12 protein-coding genes are annotated in these 18211 nt (G+C 67.1%); 2 read left to right on the top strand and 10 right to left on the bottom strand.

What is annotated here, in order from left to right; translation table 11 throughout:
* Positions 1-12: 12 nt before the first annotated feature.
* Positions 13-2052 carry a DNA repair helicase YoaA gene (gene yoaA / locus AC07PF_RS25310; protein ID WP_494613695.1) on the bottom strand — a complete coding sequence of 680 codons (2040 nt, stop codon included), beginning with the start codon at positions 2050-2052 and terminating at the stop codon, positions 13-15.
* Between the two features lie 191 nt (positions 2053-2243).
* Here yoaA and AC07PF_RS25305 point away from each other — a divergent pair, with 191 nt between their 5' ends.
* The gene (locus AC07PF_RS25305) at positions 2244-3098 is read left to right on the top strand and encodes a PP2C family protein-serine/threonine phosphatase (protein WP_007855161.1); all 855 of its coding nucleotides are present in this window, start codon (positions 2244-2246) and stop codon (positions 3096-3098) included.
* A gap of 91 nt (positions 3099-3189) precedes the next feature.
* On the opposite strand, the gene AC07PF_RS25300 is transcribed toward AC07PF_RS25305, so the two are convergent.
* The 5 genes from AC07PF_RS25300 to AC07PF_RS25280 all read right to left on the bottom strand — a co-directional run bounded on the left by AC07PF_RS25300 (position 3190) and on the right by AC07PF_RS25280 (position 10807).
* On the bottom strand, positions 3190-3897 hold the full coding sequence (locus tag AC07PF_RS25300; protein ID WP_494613694.1) for a hypothetical protein: 708 nt from the start codon (positions 3895-3897) through the stop codon (positions 3190-3192).
* Positions 3894-4991, bottom strand: coding sequence for a cell division protein ZapE (zapE, locus tag AC07PF_RS25295; protein ID WP_007855150.1), 1098 nt, complete (start codon positions 4989-4991; stop codon positions 3894-3896). The genes AC07PF_RS25300 and zapE overlap by 4 nt, the downstream gene beginning before the upstream one ends.
* 91 nt (positions 4992-5082) lie before the next feature.
* Positions 5083-6510: a dihydrolipoyl dehydrogenase gene (gene lpdA, locus AC07PF_RS25290; protein ID WP_145699017.1), complete on the bottom strand. Its 1428-nt coding sequence runs from the start codon at positions 6508-6510 to the stop codon at positions 5083-5085.
* A gap of 90 nt (positions 6511-6600) precedes the next feature.
* Positions 6601-7875 carry a 2-oxoglutarate dehydrogenase complex dihydrolipoyllysine-residue succinyltransferase gene (odhB, locus tag AC07PF_RS25285; RefSeq protein WP_007855148.1) on the bottom strand — a complete coding sequence of 425 codons (1275 nt, stop codon included), beginning with the start codon at positions 7873-7875 and terminating at the stop codon, positions 6601-6603.
* A gap of 52 nt (positions 7876-7927) precedes the next feature.
* Positions 7928-10807: a 2-oxoglutarate dehydrogenase E1 component gene (locus AC07PF_RS25280; protein WP_494613693.1), complete on the bottom strand. Its 2880-nt coding sequence runs from the start codon at positions 10805-10807 to the stop codon at positions 7928-7930.
* Positions 10808-11066: 259 nt separating this feature from the next.
* On the opposite strand from AC07PF_RS25280, the gene AC07PF_RS25275 reads away from it, so the two are divergent.
* A complete protein-coding gene (locus AC07PF_RS25275; protein WP_494613692.1) occupies positions 11067-12134 on the top strand; it encodes an AI-2E family transporter in 1068 nt (355 codons plus the stop codon).
* 19 nt (positions 12135-12153) lie between these two features.
* Here AC07PF_RS25275 and AC07PF_RS25270 read toward each other — a convergent pair whose 3' ends face one another.
* The 4 genes from AC07PF_RS25270 to hrpA all read right to left on the bottom strand — a co-directional run bounded on the left by AC07PF_RS25270 (position 12154) and on the right by hrpA (position 18105).
* Positions 12154-12882, bottom strand: coding sequence for a pentapeptide repeat-containing protein (locus tag AC07PF_RS25270; RefSeq protein WP_007855140.1), 729 nt, complete (start codon positions 12880-12882; stop codon positions 12154-12156).
* Between the two features lie 40 nt (positions 12883-12922).
* Positions 12923-13264: an SMR family transporter gene (locus AC07PF_RS25265; RefSeq protein WP_007855138.1), complete on the bottom strand. Its 342-nt coding sequence runs from the start codon at positions 13262-13264 to the stop codon at positions 12923-12925.
* Positions 13265-13289: 25 nt separating this feature from the next.
* Positions 13290-13856, bottom strand: coding sequence for a TetR/AcrR family transcriptional regulator (locus AC07PF_RS25260; RefSeq protein ID WP_494613691.1), 567 nt, complete (start codon positions 13854-13856; stop codon positions 13290-13292).
* Positions 13857-13956: 100 nt separating this feature from the next.
* A complete protein-coding gene (gene hrpA / locus AC07PF_RS25255; RefSeq protein ID WP_494613690.1) occupies positions 13957-18105 on the bottom strand; it encodes an ATP-dependent RNA helicase HrpA in 4149 nt (1382 codons plus the stop codon).
* Positions 18106-18211: the final 106 nt, after the last annotated feature.

The raw sequence follows: 18211 nt of genomic DNA, 5'->3' as shown, positions 1-18211 counted from the left end.
ATTCAGCCCCGCTCAGGCCGGGTCTGAACTGGCGGCCAGCAGGCCGTCCAGCGCGGCGTCGAAATCCTCCGGGGATTCCAGGCGCCGCATGGGCGGCAGAGCGCGCAGCAGCCGCTTGCCATAGCCCATGGTGGCCAGGCGCGTATCGCCGACCACCAGCACCCCCCGGTCAGACTCGCGCCGTATCAGCCGGCCTGCGCCCTGCTTGAGCGCCACCGCGGCCTCGGGCACCGAATACTGCTGGAACGAGCTGCCCCCCGCCTCCTCGATGCGCTGGCTGCGCGCCTCGACCAGTGGATCGCCCGGCGGCGGAAACGGCAGCTTGTCGATGATGACCAGCTGCAACGCATCGCCCGGCACGTCGAACCCCTCCCAGAACGTGGCCGAGGCCACCAGGATGCACCCGGGCGCACCATGCGTGCTGCCTTCGCGAAAACGCTCCATCAGGCGGCGCTTGGGCCACTCGCCCTGCACCAGCACCGACAGCGACTGCCCGTCGCCAAACCGGCGGTGCAGGGCATCGCCGATCGTGGCCAGGGCCTTGAGCGTGGTGGTCAGCACCAGGGTGCGTCCGCCGATGCGCGCGGCGGCGTCGCCGGCCAGGCGGGCAATGGCCGTGCTGTGGCCCGGGTCCGCCGGCTTGGGCAGGTGGCGCGGCACGTACAGCGCGGCCTGCGTGGCGTAGTCGAAGGGGCTGTCCACGCGCAGGATCTCGGCGCCCTCCAGGCCGCAGCGTTCCACGAACCAGGTCAGACCCTCGTCGGCGCCCAGCGTGGCCGAGGTGAAGATCCAGGCACGCTCGCGCTCGCCTTCGGGGTCGGGCCATTCATCGCCCTGCGCGCTCTGGGCGGGCTGGGTCAGCAGCCGGGTGCGCATGGCGTGCGCAATGTCCAGCGGGGATTCGACCAGCCGCACCTGGGTATGCCCCAAGTCGATCCAGCGCACCGCATCCTGGCCGCAGGTGCCGGCGAAGCGGGCCAGGCGGGCAAGCAGTTCGGCGGCGCGCTCGTAGAGCCGCTCGAGGTCCGGGGCGGTCTCGCTGAGCTGGTCCAGCGTCTCCTGGGCCTGGGCGCAGGCGGTCGCCAGCCGGCGCAGTGCGCCATCCCAGGCCTGGGCTTCGGCTCCCTCGGGTGCCGCCCCGGTCCAGCCGCGCTTGCCCTGGGCGCTGGCGCTGCCGCCGGCCGTGCGCAGGTCCGCCACGGCCTGCTCCACCCGGCTGGCCAGGGCCACCCAATCGGCCAGGCCGCGCGCGTGGTGCAGGCCGGCGGCCAGCAGGTCGCGTGCAAAGTCGAGCAACTGGCCCGACGACAGCTGCAGGCCCAGGAACTGCACGCCGGTCTCGCTGATCTGGTGGGCTTCGTCGAACACCACCACGCGCACGGTGGGCAGCAATTCGGCCACACCGGATTCGCGCACGGCCATGTCGGCAAAGAAGAGGTGGTGGTTGATCACCACGATGTCGGCCGCCAGCGCCTCGCGCCGCGCGATGTTCACATGGCATTCGCGCGCCCGCGGGCAGCTGGCGCCCAGGCAGTTCTCGCGCGTGGAGGTGACCAGGGGAATCACCGGCGAGCGCTCGTCCAGGCCCGTGAGTTCTGCCAGGTCGCCGCTTGGGGTGCTGCGCGACCAGTCTTCCACCTTGGCCAGCACGCGCACGACATTACGATCTGTTACCGCGCTGTCCTGGCGAGCCTGCACCATGCGGTGCAGGCACAGGTAGCTGGCCCGGCCCTTGAGCAAGGCAGCCCGCACCGGCACGCCCAGCACCTCGGCCAGGAGCGGCAGATCGCGTGCGAACAGCTGGTCCTGCAACGCCTTGGTGGCCGTGGAGAGCAGCACGCGCTCGCCGCTGAGCAGTGCCGGGACCAGGTAGGAGAAGGTCTTGCCCACGCCGGTGCCGGCTTCCACCACCAGCTTGCCGCCCTCTTCCATGGTGCGGGCCACGGCGGCGGCCATGCGGGTCTGGCCCTCGCGGGGGCGAAACTGGGCATCGGCGCGCGCCAGCAGGCCGCCGGGCGCAAACACCTCCTGCACCATCGCGGCCAGCGGCATCAGGCAGGCCCTCGGCGTTGTAGCAAGCGCTCCATGCGCCGCATGATCGGTTGCCGCAGGGGCGGAAGGTGCGTGGATTTCAAGAGAGGGCGCGTGGCAGTCATGGCAAAAATGCCACAGGCGGGCGGATAATACGCGCTTCGGAGCATCCAAACGACAGACAGGCCCGTCGGCACACCACAATCACCAGCATGACCACCAAAGCGTTTCGCCTTATCGCTTCCACCGGCATCCACAAGGGTGACCGCGAGTACCAGCAAGACCAGGTGGCCTTGATCGCCCACGAACGGCACAACGGTTGTGTGCTGGGCGTCGTGGCCGACGGCATGGGGGGCCGCAGCGGCGGCCGCAAGGCGTCCGACCAGGTCATGATGACGGCGCGCCAGCTGTTCGAGCGCTACTCCCCCGAGACCGACGACCCCGCCGCCATGCTCAAGAGCATGGTCGAAGAGGCGCACATCGTCATCCGCCTCACGGCCATCTCGGCCGAGCAGGAGCCGCACAGCACCATCGCCGCCTTCCTGATCAACCCGCGCGGCGACTGCCACTGGGTGCATGCCGGTGACTCGCGCATCTACCACTTCCAGGGTGGGCGCCTGGCGCACCGCACCAGCGACCATTCCTACGTGCAGGCCCTGGTGGACCGCGGCGAGCTGACCGAGGCCGAGGCCAACAACCACCCGCACTCGAACATCCTGGTGGGCTGCCTGGGCACCGAGAGCGACCCGCCCATCACCACCCACATGATCCCCCAGCTGCACCCGGGTGACACGCTCATGGCCTGCAGCGACGGCGTGTGGCACTACTTTTCGCCCACCGAGCTGGCCTCGGTGGTCGAATCGCTCTCGCCGCGCGAGGCGACGGAGTTCCTGATCGAAAAGGCCCGCACCCGGGCGCGCGGAGGCGGCGACAACCTATCGCTGGTCATCGTGAAGATCGAAGCCCTGGTCGAAGAGAAGAAGCCCATCCAGGGCATGGGCATGGGTGCGCGCCCCGCCCCCGGCACTGCGGCGGCCGCTGCAGGCACGACGACCAGCAAGGCCTGACGGCGCCCGCGCAGTGCCCGCACGCACAGCGGGCCGGGCCGCCCCGCCGCCCGCACTGCAGCGCGGGGGGGCCGAAAATACTGACTTGCCCCTAGCGGGCAGCCTCCGACGCGGGAACCGGCAGCGGCGCGGCCGGCTTGCGGCCCGATGCGGCGGCCGCGGCCTGCTCGCGCGCCACACGGGCACGGCGCGTTTCGGCAGCCTTCAGTTCCTCTGCATGGCGCTCGCGGGCGCGGCCTGCGCGCTGGGCGGCTTCGCCAGCACGCTGGGCCTGCTCGGCCTCGCGCTGCTGCAGGTCCTGGGTGCGCGGGGTGGGCGCCACGGGGGTCCTGGGTGTGCGCGGCGTGCGCGGGGCCTGCACATGCGGCTGGCCGCGCACACCGATCCCGACCTCCGGGGTTCCCCCCGGCGGCCCCGGTTGGGCATTCTGCTTTTCGGCAATGCTGCGCCGCCGCTCGGCGGCTTTTTCCTTGCGCTCGGCATCGTTGATCTGCATCTCGCGCGTGCGCAGGCCGGCTTCGGCTTCGCGCGCCCGGTTGCGTTCCACGCGCAGGCAGTCCTCCACGGCAAACAGCTTGTAGCACTCGGTCTCGGCGGCCAGGCGCCGGGCGGCAACGGCCTTGCGCTCGTCGGCGATGTGGGTGCGCTCGGCGCTGCGCTGGCCATGGACGGCCTTGCGATCCGCCGATGGAGCAGAATCTGCCGCGGCATTCTGGGCCAGGGCCTGCGAGGCCATGCCCGCCTGCGCAAGCAGGCACAGCACATGAAGGGTGATCTGCCGCATTGTCCTGGTATTCATGTCAAGCCTGTATCCACCACACGGCGCTCGAGCGCCAGAAACTCCTTGGACTGCATCTCGTTCAGGCGCGACACCGTGCGCGGGAACTCGTGTGCCAGGGGACCTTCCGTGTACAACGCCTCGGGCGGCACGGCCGCCGACATGATGAGCTTCACGCGGCGGTCGTAGAGCACGTCCACCAGCCAGGTGAAGCGCCGCGCGGGCGAGGCCATGGCCACCGGCAGGTAGGGCACGTCGGACAGCAGCACCGTGTGGAACTGCGTGGCGATCTCCAGATAGTCGTTCTGCGAACGCGGTCCGCCGCAGAGTTCACGGAAATCGAACCATACCACCCCGCCGGCCTTGCGCTTGGCGCGGATCTCGCGCGCCTCGATGTGCAGCACCGGGTCTTCGTCGTGCACCTCGGCCAGCTGGTTGAAGGCCTCGTTCATCTCGGCATCGGCCTCGGGGCCCAGGGGCGTGTGGTAGAGCCTGACCTTCTCCATGGTGCGGCGCCGGTAGTCGGTGCCGTTGTCCACGTTCACCACCTCCAGGCGCTGGTTGAGCAGCGCGATCGCGGGCAGGATGCGGTCGCGGTGCAGGCCGCCCGGGTACAGCTCGTCGGGCATGAAGTTGGACGTGGTGACAAAGCCCACGCCGTTCTCGAACAGCGACACCAGGAGGCGGTGCAGGATCATCGCATCGGTGATGTCGGCGACGTGGAACTCGTCGAAGCAGATGAGCTTGTAGCGCTTGGAGATACGCTCGCCCAGCACATCGAGCGGGTTCTGCGTGCCCTGCAGGGCCGCCAGTTCGCGGTGCACCTCGCGCATGAACTCGTGGAAGTGCAGGCGCACCTTGCGCTTCAAGGGCACGGCGTTGAAGAAACATTCCATGAGGAAGCTCTTGCCGCGCCCCACACCGCCGTACATGTAGACGCCGCGCGGGATGTCCGGGTGGTTGATGAGCTTCTTGAACGCGTTGGAGCGCCGCTCCTTGTAGGTGGCCCACTCATCGGCGCAGCGCTGCAGCGCATCCACGGCCCGCAGCTGCGCGGGGTCGCTCTTGAAGCCCTTGGCTTCGAGTTCGGCCAGGTAGGCCTGTTTGACAGTCACGGTGCGCTCGCCAGTACTAGGTATGAATAAGGCACAAGGCGCCGACGCCCTGTGCAGGGCGACGGCGCCATCATTCTCCGGCAGGCGGAGATCAGAAGTTCAGCGTTCGCTTGTCCACGGCCAGGGCCGCTTCCTTGGTGGCTTCGCTCAGGCTGGGGTGGGCGTGGCAGATGCGCGCGATGTCTTCGCTGCTGGCCTTGAACTCCATGGCGACCACGGCTTCGGAGATCAGCTCGCTGGCCTGCGGGCCCACGATGTGCACGCCCAGGATCTCGTCGGTGTCGGCATCGGCCAGCATCTTCACCATGCCGGTGGTGTCACCCAGCGCACGTGCGCGGCCGTTGGCCAGGAACGGGAAGCTGCCGGCCTTGTACTTGACGCCGTCGGCCTTGAGCTGCTGCTCGGTGCGGCCGACCCAGGCGATCTCGGGGCTGGTGTAGATGACCCAGGGCACGGTGTTGAAGTTCACGTGGCCATGCTGGCCGGCAATGCGCTCGGCCACGGCAACGCCTTCTTCCTCGGCCTTGTGCGCCAGCATCGGGCCGCGCACCACGTCACCCACCGCCCACACGCCGGGCAGGTTGGTCTTGCAGTCGGCATCGACGACGATGGCGCCGCGCTCGTCCAGGGCCAGACCCACGGCTTCGGTGTTCAGGCCGATGGTGTTGGGCACGCGGCCGATGGAGACGATGAGCTTGTCCACTTCCAGCGCCTGGGCTTCGCCCTTGGCATTGGTGTAGGCGATGCTCACGCCCTTCTTGCCGGTCTTGATCTCGCCGACCTTCACGCCCAGTTCGATCTTCAGGCCCTGCTTGTCGAAGGCCTTCTTGGCTTCCTTGGCGATCTGCTCGTCCACCGCGCCCAGGAAGGTCGGCAGGCCTTCGAGGATGGTGACTTCGGCGCCCAGGCGGCGCCACACCGAGCCCATTTCCAGGCCGATCACGCCCGAACCGATGAGGCCGAGCTTCTTGGGAACCGCGCCCACGCGCAGCGCGCCATCGTTGGACAGCACGAACTCTTCGTCGAATGGCGTGCCGGGCAGCGCACGGGCGTTGGAGCCGGTGGCGATGATGATCTGCTTGCCGGTGATCGATTCTTCGGCGGCGCCGGCCACCTTGATCTCATAGCCGCCTTCGGCCGCCTTCACGAACGAGCCGCGGCCGTGGAAGAAGCTGATCTTGTTCTTCTTGAACAGGTACAGGATGCCGTCGTTGTTCTGCTTGACGACGGTGTCCTTGCGGGCAAGCATCTTGGCCACGTCGATCTTGACGTCGGAAGCCGAGATGCCGTGCTCGGCAAAGTGCTTGTTGGCGTGCTCGAAATGCTCGGACGATTGCAGCAGCGCCTTGGAGGGGATGCAGCCCACGTTGGTGCAGGTGCCGCCGGGTGCGGGGCCGCCCTTCTCGTTCTTCCACTCGTCGATGCAGGCCACGTTGAAGCCCAGCTGCGCAGCGCGGATGGCAGCCACATAGCCGCCGGGGCCGCCACCGATGACGATCACGTCGAATTGTTTGCTCATGTCGGTCTCAATCACTTGTTCATTGGAAAAAAGACCCACCGGCGGGCGCGGCCAGGGGCCGGCCACGCGGGTGGGTCGATTCGGGTGCTATCAGATGTCGAACAGCAGGCGCGATGGGTCTTCCAGCGCTTCCTTCATGGCCACCAGGCCCAGCACGGCTTCGCGGCCGTCGATGATGCGGTGGTCATAGGACATGGCCAGGTAGTTCATCGGGCGGATCACGATCTGGCCGTTCTCCACCACGGCGCGGTCCTTGGTGGCGTGCACGCCCAGGATGGCCGATTGGGGCGGGTTGATGATGGGCGTGGACAGCATGGAGCCGAAGGTGCCGCCGTTGCTGATCGAGAACGTGCCGCCGGTCATCTCTTCGATGCCCAGCTTGCCGTCCTTGGCCTTCTGGCCAAACTCGGCGATCTTCTTCTCGATGTCGGCAAAGCTCATCTGGTCTGCGTTGCGCAGGATCGGCACCACCAGGCCACGGGGCGAACCCACGGCGATACCGATGTCGAAGAAGCCGTGGTAGACGATGTCGTTGCCATCGACCGAAGCGTTGAGCACAGGGTACTTCTTCAAGGCATGCACGGCCGCCTTCACGAAGAAACTCATGAAACCGATCTTCACGCCGTGTTCCTTGGTGAACGCGTCCTGGAACTTCTTGCGCATGTCCATCACCGGGGCCATGTTCACTTCGTTGAACGTGGTCAGGATGGCGTTGGTCGATTGCGACTGCAGCAGGCGCTCGGCCACGCGGGCGCGCAGGCGGCTCATGGGCACGCGCTGCTCGGGGCGACCGCTCAGGTCTTCCTTGGCAGCCGGAGCCGACACCTGGGGCAGCGCCTTGGTCGGCACGCCCGTGGGGATGCTGCTCGGGGCAGCCACGGCCGCCTTGGCACCACCGGCCACGGCAGACAGCACGTCGCCCTTGGTCACGCGGCCATCCTTGCCCGTGCCGGCCACGGCCGATGCGGACAGGTTGTTCTCGGCCAGCAGCTTGGCAGCCGCAGGCATGGCGACGTCGCCCTTGGAACCACCGGCAGCCGCGGGTGCGGCAGCAGGGGCCGAGGCCGTGGCGGCAGCGGGTGCTGCTGCAGCGGCAGCGGCGGGAGCAGCTGCGCCAGCCTTGCCTTCGGTGTCGATCTTGGCGATGAGCTGCTCGGCCACGACGGTGGCACCGTCGCCCTGCACGATTTCAACCAGCACGCCAGCCGAGGGGGCGGGCACTTCGAGCACGACCTTGTCGGTTTCGATCTCGATCAGGATCTCGTCCACTGCGACCGCTTCACCGGCCTTTTTCTTCCAGGTGAGCATGGTGGCTTCTGCCACGGACTCGGACAGCTGGGGGACTTTGACTTCTACGATAGCCATATCAATTCTTTCGGAATGGGGTTTTGTTCTGTGTAATCGGGGGTTGCCGGCCTTACTTGGTCAGGACAAAACCCTTGAGCTTGCCAAACGCGCCGTCCACCAGCGCCTTTTGCTGTTCCTGGTGCAGGTGCGAGTAGCCGACGGCAGGCGATGCGGAGGCTGCACGGCCGGAGTAACCCAGCTTCTGGCCATCGAGCATGTTCTCGTGGATGTAGTGCTGCACGAAGAACCAGGCACCCTGGTTCTGTGGCTCGTCCTGGCACCACACCACGTCCGTGGCGTTGGGGAAGCGCTTGAGTTCGTTGGCGAACGCCTTGTGCGGGAAGGGGTAGAGCTGCTCGACGCGGATGATGGCCACGTCGTCGTCTTCGCGCTCGGTGCGCTTCTTGACCAGGTCGTAGTAGACCTTGCCCGAGCAGGCGATCACGCGCTTGACCTTGGCGGCCTTCTTCACGATGGCTTCGTCCTGCTCCGGGATCACCGTCTGGAAGCTGCCCTTGGTGAACTCGGACAGCGGCGAGGTGGCGTCCTTGTTGCGCAGCAGCGACTTGGGCGTCATGATGATCAGCGGCTTGCGCAGATCACGCACCATCTGGCGGCGCAGGATGTGGAAGATCTGGCTGGCCGTGGTGGGTTGCACCACCTGCATGTTGGCATCGGCCGACAGCTGCATGAAGCGCTCCAGGCGGGCCGAGCTGTGCTCCGGGCCCTGGCCTTCGTAGCCGTGCGGCAGCATCAGCGTGATGCCGTTGACACGGCCCCACTTGACTTCACCGGAGGCGATGAACTGGTCGATCACGACCTGTGCGCCGTTGGCGAAGTCGCCGAACTGGGCTTCCCAGATCACCAGGGTGTTGGGATCGTTGGATGCGTAGCCGTATTCGAAGCCCAGCACTGCCTCTTCGGACAGGATGGAGTCGATCACGACGAACGGGGCCTGGTTCTCGCTCACGTTCTGCAGCGGCACATAGGTGCCGATGTCCCACTTCTCGCGCTTTTGGTCATGGATGACCGAGTGGCGGTGCGTGAACGTGCCGCGGCCGCAGTCCTCGCCCGACAGGCGCACCGGGAAGCCGCTGGCCACCAGGGAGGCGAAAGCCATGTGCTCGCCCATGCCCCAGTCCACGGGGATGTCGCCACGGCCCATGGCGGCGCGGTCGTCGTACACCTTCTTGACCAGTTGGTGCGGCGTCACGCCTTCGGGGATCGTGGTGATCTTTTCGGACAGGCGCTTCCACTCGGCCAGAGGGATGGCGGTGTCGCCCGCGTCGGTCCACTTCTTGCCCAGGAACGGGCTCCAGTCCACGGCGTACTTGCTCTTGAAGTTGGTCAGCACCGGATCGACCGTGTGCTTGCCGGCGTCCATGGCAGCGCGGTAGGCCTTGACCATGTCGTCGCCCAGGGTCTCGCCCAGGCCTTGTGCGGCCAGCTTGTCGGCGTACAGCTTGCGCGTGCCGGGGTGCTGGCCGATCTTCTTGTACATCAGCGGCTGGGTCAGTGCAGGCGTGTCCTGCTCGTTGTGGCCCAGCTTGCGGAAGCAGATGATGTCCACGACCACGTCCTTCTGGAATTCCATGCGGAATTCGAGGGCCAGCTGGGTGGCCAGCACCACGGCTTCGGGATCGTCGCCATTCACGTGCAGCACGGGCGACTCGATCATCTTCACGATGTCGGTGCAGTACAGCGTCGAGCGTGCGTCGCGCGGATCGGAGGTGGTGAAACCGATCTGGTTGTTGATGATGATGTGTACCGTGCCGCCCGTGGAGTAGCCACGGGTCTGGGCCAGCGCCAGGGTTTCCTGGTTCACGCCCTGGCCGGCAAAGGCCGCGTCGCCGTGCACCAGCACGGGCAGCACCTGCTTGCCCAGGGGATCCGCGCGGCGGTCCATGCGGGCGCGCACCGAGCCTTCGACCACGGGGTTCACGATTTCCAGGTGCGAGGGGTTGAACGCCAGCGACAGGTGGACCGGGCCGCCGGGGGTGGTCACATCGGAGCTGAAGCCCTGGTGGTACTTCACGTCACCCGAGGGAAGGTCTTCGGGTGCGGTGTGGTCGAACTCGGCAAACAGGTCCGCAGGCATCTTGCCCAGGGAGTTGACGAGCACGTTCAGGCGGCCGCGGTGGGCCATGCCGATCACGATTTCCTGCACGCCCTTGGCGCCGGCGGACTGGATCAGCTCGTCCATGGCGGCGATGAAGCTTTCGCCCCCTTCGAGGGAGAAACGCTTCTGGCCGACGTACTTGGTGTGCAGGAAGCGCTCCAGGCCTTCGGCGGCCGTCAGGCGGTCGAGGATCTGCTTTTTCTTGTCGGCGCCGAAGCTGGGCTTGCTGCGGATAGTTTCCAGCTTTTCCTGCCACCAGCGCTTCTGGTTCTGGTCGGTGGCGTACATGTACTCGGCACCGATGGAGCCGCAGTAGGTTTCGCGCAGGGCATTGATCAGCTCGCGCAGCGGCAGGGATTCCTTGCCGAAGAAGGTGTTGCTGATGTTGAAGACGGTTTCCTGGTCCGCGTCGCTGAAGCCGTAGAACGAGGCTTCGAGTTCAGGGATCGCAGGGCGCTCGGTGCGCTTCAGGGGATCGAGGTCGGCCCAGCGCTGGCCCACGTTGCGGTAGGCAGCGATCAACTGCTGTACGGCGGTGCGCTTGCGGCCCAGTTCCGAATCGGCACCGGTGGCGACGACGACCTTGGTGCCGCCCTGCTTTGCGCGCTCGGCGAAGGCATTGACGACGGGAAGGTGGGGTACGTCCTTGGCATTGGAGCCATCGACGGCAGGTACGTGCTGCAGTGCGTCGAAGTACTCGCGCCAGGTGTCAGGCACGCTGCCGGGGTTGGCGAGGTAGTTCTCGTACATCTCTTCGACATAGGGCGCATTGCCGCCGAAGAGGTAGGTGTTGCCTTGGTAGGCTTGATAGACGGACGTCGTATCGCTCATATTCCGCTGACCTCCGCTTCCCTGAGGGAAGCATTAGCTGGTTGAGAAACCTTCCGCGACACGGCTGAACCGGTTGGCGGATGCGACTGTGGCTGGGGAAGGGCCTTGGTACGGGCTGCATTGTGCCACTGATCTGCATCAAGGCCCAAAAGCACGAGCCATATGTATCCGGGCCCCATGGAAATGCAGGGCGCCGCAGCACCTCGCGTACATTGCGGGTACACGCGATAGGGCGGGTATACGTTCTCAACAGGTTCCAATGAGCCCCAACACACTCCAAGACAAGACTTTCCTGCTGCTACTGGTGCTGGTCACCGTGGCTTTTGGCGCCATCCTCTGGCAGTTCCACGGTGCGGTGTTCTGGGGCATGGTGCTGGCCATCCTGTTCGCCCCGCTGCACCGCAAGGTGCTGCGGCGCCTGCGCCCGCGCACCAACCTGGCAGCCCTGGTCACGCTGGGGCTGTGCCTGGTGATCGTGATCCTGCCGGTGGCCTTCCTCACCGTCTCGCTGGTCCAGGAGGCCACGGCCATCTACGAGCGCACGCGCTCGGGGCAGCTCAATTTCGGCCTGTACTTCCAGCAGGTCATCGCCGCCCTGCCCCAGTGGGCCGTGAACCTGCTCGACCGCTTCAACCTGACCTCGGTGGCGCAGCTCCAGGAGCGGCTGTCGTCCGTGGCCGTACAGGCCAGCCAGTTCATCGCCACCCAGGCGGTCAACATCGGCCAGAACACGCTCGAGTTCCTCGTGGGCTTCGGCATCATGCTGTACCTGCTGTTCTTCTTGCTGCGCGATGGCGCCGCGCTGGGCGCACGCATCGGCCGCGCCATTCCGCTCGAGACCGAGCACAAGCGCCAGCTGGTCACCAAGTTCACCACCGTGATCCGCGCCACCGTCAAGGGCAACATCGTGGTTGCCGCTTCCCAGGGCGCCCTGGGCGGGCTGATCTTCTGGATCCTGGGCATCCAGGGCCCTGTGCTCTGGGGCGTGCTCATGGCTTTTTTGTCGCTGCTGCCCGCCGTGGGCGCCGGCCTCATCTGGCTGCCTGTGGCCATCTATTTCCTGGCCACCGGCGCCGTGTGGCAGGGTGTTGTGCTGATCGCCTACGGCATCGGCGTCATCGGCCTCGTGGACAACGTCCTGCGCCCCATCCTGGTCGGCAAGGACACCAAGATGCCGGACTACGTGGTGCTGATCTCCACCCTGGGCGGGCTGGGCCTGTTCGGACTCACGGGCTTCGTCATCGGCCCGGTGATCGCGGCGCTGTTCATGGCGACCTGGGATCTGTTCTCGCCGGAGCCGGCCCAGATCCACCACGACGCGCGCTAGCCCCGGCGCCTGGGGGGATTCACATCACCCGCACCCCCAGCTCGCTCACCAGCGCCGCCGCCTGGTCCTGCGAGATCACGGCACCCTTGAAGAACTGCGCCACATTGGCAATGCGCAGCCCCGCCAGGTCCACCGCGCGCAGGTCGGCGCCGTCGAAACGGGCGTTCTTGAGGTTGGCATCGCGCAGGCTGCCGCCCTCGAAGACGGCATCGCGAAAATCGCAGCCGCCCAGGTCGGCATCACCCATGTCCAACTGGCCGATGGTCTGCTTCCTGAACGACATGCCGCGCAGGTCCGCGCCCACCAGCAACGAGTCGTGAAAACTCAGGCCCAGCGTGTGGGCCTCGCGAAAGCTCGCGCCGGTGAGCTTGACCTCGGCGAACACCGTGGAGCCCAGCTTGCTGCGCACCCAGCTGGTGTTGTTCAGGTCGCAGCGGTACCAGCGCGCGTCGGTCAGGTCCGCGAGCTGGAAGTTGGCCAGCCCCGCCCGGCAACCCAGCCAGCGGCTGTCGGCAAGGTTGGATTTCTCGAACGAGGCCTCGGCCAGCGTGCACTCGGTGAACTGCGCCCCGCGCAGCTCCAGCCGCGACAGGTCCACCCCCTCGAAATCGCATTGCTCGAAGTGCAGCGGGCCAGTGCCCCGCTCCAGCAGCGCCAGCACATCGGCCCGCGACAGGGTTTGGCCGGTGATGGGCACCACCGCAGGCGCGGCGGCAGCGGACGAAGAGCAGGCGTAGGAAGCGGTCATGGCGGCACCAGAAAATCAGCGAGGGAGAGAGGGAGCGGGCTCAGTGGCCAACGCTCTTGGAAAACAGGTTCACGACCAGCACGCCCGCAATGATCAGGCCCAGGCCGATCACGGCCGGCAGGTCGAGCTTTTGCCCGTAAACCACCCAGCCCACGGCCGAGATCAGCACGATGCCCACGCCCGACCAGATGGCATAGGCAATGCCGACCGGCAAGGTCTTGAGCGTGAGCGACAGCAGGTAGAACGACAGGCTGTAGGTGACGACCGTGATGGCGCTGGGCCCCAGGCGCGTGAACCCCTCGGAGGCCTTGAGCGCCGAGGTGCCGATCACTTCGGAAACAATGGCAATGCCGAGCAACAGGTAGGCGGTGGTGAGATTCATGGGTACTCGCTTTTGAACACGGAAATCAGTGGCACAGGTCCAGCAGGGTCTTGAGGATGCGGGCCTTGCGCGCCTCGTCCATTGGGTACACATCGAGCATCTGGCTGAACCAGTAGCCGTCGGCCGCCATGCGGCAGGCCAGCAGGCGGTCGGCTGTTCGAGGGTCATCGCCATCATGCGCCAGGGCGGCCTGCATGGTGGCGCTCCACTGCGCACGGCAATGGGGCATGGTCAGCGCCAGCAGGCCGATGGCGCGCTGGGCCTCCACGCGGTTGCAATCGGTGCCCTCGTCGAATGCCGTGCGGATGTAGGCGCGGGCATGCCGGCCCGGCCTGCCCTCCTCTTCCTGCGCCAATGCCTGGGCATAGCCCTGCTGGAACTCCTCGAACAACTGGTCGCTCAAGGCATCGAGCAGCGCCTGCTTGCTGCGAAAGTGGTGCTGCAGCCCGCCCTTGGTCACACCGGCCCGGGCCGACACGGCATCGAGCGTGACGGCATGGGGACCGTCGCTGACGAGCAGCCCGCGCACGACCGCCAGCAACTGGCTGCGAACCAGTTCGGGGTGCTTCTGGCGGCGGTGGGCTTCGGTCATGGCGAAAAACAAACCATCTGGATGGAATGTTTAGTATAGCGCATCGCCATGCGTTGGAAGCATCCCGGCCCGACAGACCGGGCCGGCATGTCCTCCCGCTTCAGCTATTGACCTGCGCCCACAGCTTCTCCAGGCGCTTGACGCTCACCGGCTGCGGCGTGCGCAGTTCCTGCGCGAAGAAGCTCACGCGCAGCTCCTCCAGCAGCCAGCGCAGCTCCTGCATGCGACTGTCCACCTGGCCCTTGCGCTCGGCCACCAGGCGCCAGTAGCGCTGCTCCTGCGGGCGCAGCTCGGCCAGCTTGGCGGCGTCGCGCGCGGGGTCGGCGCGGTACTTGTCCAGGCGCAGGGTGATGGCCTTGAGGTAGCGTGCGTAGTGCGCCAGCTGCGTCCAGGGCGCGATGGCGATGAAGTTCTTGGGCATCAGCCGGGCCAACTGCTGCTGCGCGTCCTGCGTGGCCTCGGGGGCGTTCTTGGTGTCCTTGATCTTGCGCGCAGCGGCGGCGAACTCGATGAGGACGGTGCCCGCCAGGCGCGCGACCTCGTTGGCGATCAGGGTCAGGCGGCCCCTGCCCTCCTCCAGCCGGCGCTTGAAGGCGAACTCGTCGGTGGGCAGTGGGTCGAGCAGAAACGCACGGTCCAGCGCCACGTCGATGACCTGGTTGCGCAGTTCCTCCTGCGTGCCGCCGCCGGTGCCGTCGGCATTGCGGCCCACCTGCATGTAGGCCACGGCCATCTTCTGCAGGTCGGGGATGTTCTTCTCAAGGTACTTGAGCGCGTCCTTGATCTGCAGGGCGAACAGGCGGCGCAGGCCGGCGCGGTGCTTGGCGGCAGCCACCTCGGGCTCGTCGAAGACCTCGATGGTCACGCCGTCGCCACCGTCGATCAGCGCCGGAAAGCCGATCAGCGTCTGCCCGGCCTTCTTGATCTCCATCAGCTCGGGCAGCTCGCCAAAGGTCCAGGCGGTATAGCGCTGGCCAGCCGGGGCGGCGGGCTTTGCAGGGGCCGCCGCCACCGGCGCCTTCGTGGCAGCCGATGCCTTGCCTGGTGCAGACGTGGCCGGGGCTGGCGCCTGGGGCAAAGGCGCACCTGCGGCCAGCTTGAGCCCGGCCAGCGCCTGGAAGGCGCCGCGCGCCTTGGCACCCCACTCGGCCTTCAGCGCCCCGAGGTTGCGGCCATGGCCGAGCTGGCGGCCATGCTCGTCCACCACGCGGAAGTTCATGAACAGGTGCGGGCTGAGCATGTCGAGCTTGAAGTCGGCGCGCTTCACGTCGAGCGAGGTCTCGTCGCGCACCTGCTTGAGCAGCACCTCGGTCAGGCTGCCCAGGCCGAAGCGCTCGGGTGTGCCCAGCAGGCCCGCCAGGCGGGTGGCGTTCTCGGGCAGCGGCACGAAGCGGCTGCGCGGGCGCTGGTGCAGGCTCTTGAGCAGGGCCTGGATCTTGTCCTTGAGCATGCCGGGCACCAGCCATTCGCAGCGCTCGTCGTTCACCTGGTTGAGCACGAACAGCGGAATGGTCACGGTGATGCCGTCACGCGCATCGCCGGGCTCGTGCAGGTAGGTAGCGGCGCAATCCACCCCACCCAGGCGCACCGTCTTGGGAAAGGCGTTGCTGGTGATGCCCGCCGCCTCGTGGCGCATGAGCTCTTCGCGCGTGAGCTTGAGCAGCTCGGGCTGCTGGCGCGATGCCTCGCGGTACCAGGCCTCGAAGCCATGGCCGCTGCACACGTCGGGCGGCAGCTGCTGGTCGTAGAAGGCATAGATCAGTTCGTCGTCCACCAGCACGTCCTGGCGGCGCGACTTGTGTTCCAGCTCTTCGACCTTGGCGATCAGCTTCTGGTTGGCGGCCAGGAAGGGCAGCTTGCTCTCCCAGTTGCCGCCCACCAGCGCTTCACGGATGAAGATCTCGCGCGCGGCATGCGGGTCGATCTTGCCGAAGTTGATGCGCCGGCCGCTGTAAATCACGATGCCATAGAGCGTGGCACGCTCCAGCGCCGTGACCTCGGCCGACTTCTTCTCCCAGTGCGGGTCAAGCAGTTGCTTGCGCAGCAGGTGGCCGCCCACCTGCTCGAGCCACTGCGGCTCGATGGCGGCGATGCCCCGGCCGAACAGGCGCGTGGTCTCCACCAGCTCGGCCGCCACGATCCAGCGGCCCGGCTTCTTGGACAGGTGGGCGCCCGGGTGCTTGTAGAACTTGATGCCGCGCGCGCCCAGGTACCAGTCTTCCTCTTCGCCCTTGGCGCCGATGTTGCCCAGCAGGCCTGCCAGCATGGACAGGTGCAGCTGCTCATAGCTCGCGGGCTGGCTGTTGATGGCCCACTTGTGCTCGGTCACCACGGTGAGAAGCTGGGTGTGGATGTCGCGCCACTCGCGCAGCCGGCGGATGCTGATGAAGTTCTGGCGCAGCAGTTGCTCGTACTGGCGATTGCTCAGCTTGTGCGTGGGCGCATGTGCCTCCGTATTCACCACGGCGGGCGCCGGGGCCACCGCCGCCACCGAGCGCTGCGCCACGGGCAAAAAGGCCTGCGAGGGTGCACGCTGGTTGGCCATGGCCTTCTGCGCGCGGGCCGATGGCAGCGAGGGCGCACCGCCTCGGGCCTCGTTGATCCACTTCCACAGCTTGAGGTAGCCGCTGAACTCGCTTTTCTCGTCGTCGAACTTGGCGTGCGCCTGGTCGGCCTGTTGCTGGGCTTCCAGCGGGCGGTCGCGCACGTCCTGCACGCTGAGCGCACTGGCGATGATGAGCACCTCGTCCAGTGCCTTGCGGTCGCGCGCCTCCAGGATCATGCGGCCCACGCGCGGGTCGAGCGGCAGGCGCGACAGCTCCACGCCCATGGGCGTGAGCTCGTTGGCCTCGTCTACCGCGCCCAGCTCGCCCAGCAGCTGGTAGCCGTCGGCAATCGCGCGGCCCGAGGGCGCCTCGATGAAGGGGAACTGCACCACGTCACCGAGGTGCAGCGATTTCATGCGCAGGATGACGCCGGCCAGCGAGCTGCGCAGGATTTCCGGGTCGGTGAAGCGCGGGCGGCCGTTGAAGTCGGCCTCGTCGTACAGGCGGATGCAGATGCCGTTGGCCACCCGGCCGCAGCGGCCCGCGCGCTGGTTGGCGGCGGCCTGGCTGATGGGCTCCACCAGCAGCTGCTCCACCTTGCTGCGAAAGCTGTAGCGCTTGACGCGGGCCGTGCCCGCATCGATCACGTAGCGGATGCCCGGCACCGTGAGCGAGGTCTCGGCCACGTTGGTGGCCAGCACCAGGCGGCGGCCGGTGTGGCCGTCGAAGATGCGGTCCTGCTCGGCCTGCGACAGGCGCGCAAACAGGGGCAGCACCTCGGCATTGCGCATCACGGGCTGGTGCGCCAGGTGCTTGCGCAGGTGGTCCGCAGCCTCGCGGATCTCGCGCTCGCCGGGCAGAAAGATCAGGATGTCGCCCGCCGCATTGCCCTGCCAGAGTTCGTCCACGCCATCGGCAATGGCTTCGTTGAGGCCGTAGTCGCGCGTGTCCTCGAACGGCCGCCAGCGCTGCTCCACCGGGAAGGTGCGGCCAGAGACGTAAATGATGGGTGCCGGCCCCTTTGCCGACTCGAAGTGCTTGGCAAAGCGGTCCGCATCGATGGTCGCCGAGGTCACCACCACCTTGAGGTCCGGCCGGCGCGGCAGGATCTGGCGGATGTAGCCCAGCAGGAAGTCGATGTTCAGGCTGCGTTCGTGCGCCTCGTCGATGATGATCGTGTCGTAGGCCTTGAGCAGCGGGTCGGTCTGCGTCTCGGCCAGCAGGATGCCGTCGGTCATGAGCTTGACGGACGCGTCGCGCGACAGCCGGTCCTGGAAACGCACCTTGAAGCCCACCACGTCGCCCAGCGGCGTCTTGAGCTCTTCGGCGATGCGCTTGGCCACGCTGCTGGCCGCGATGCGGCGCGGCTGGGTGTGGCCGATCAACTGGCCCTTCTGGCCTGCGGGCGCATTGCACTTGCCCCGGCCCAGGGCCAGTGCGATCTTGGGCAACTGCGTGGTCTTGCCCGAGCCGGTTTCGCCGCAGACGATGACGACCTGGTGTTTGCGGATGGCCTCCATGATCTCGTCGCGCTTGCCCGAGACGGGCAGGGATTCGGGGAACTCGATGTGCAGCTTGGCAGGGAGCCTGGCGGGAGGGACGGGCTTGGCGGGCTGGACGGGCTGGGAAAGGGGAGGCGTGGAGTCGGTCATGAAGCCCGCATTATCAGAGGCTGGGCGTTGGCCTTGTGCAACACCGGCCATGCGCGAGCGGCAAGGGGGTGCGCGGCCGGCCCATCGGGTCGCTATTTCTGTGTGAAACGACCGCCGGACCGGGCGATTTTCAGGATGTAATCACCCCATCACCCAC

Source organism: Acidovorax sp. GW821-FHT10A04, assembly GCF_059415825.1.
This window is presented reverse-complemented; position numbering and strand designations above follow the sequence as displayed.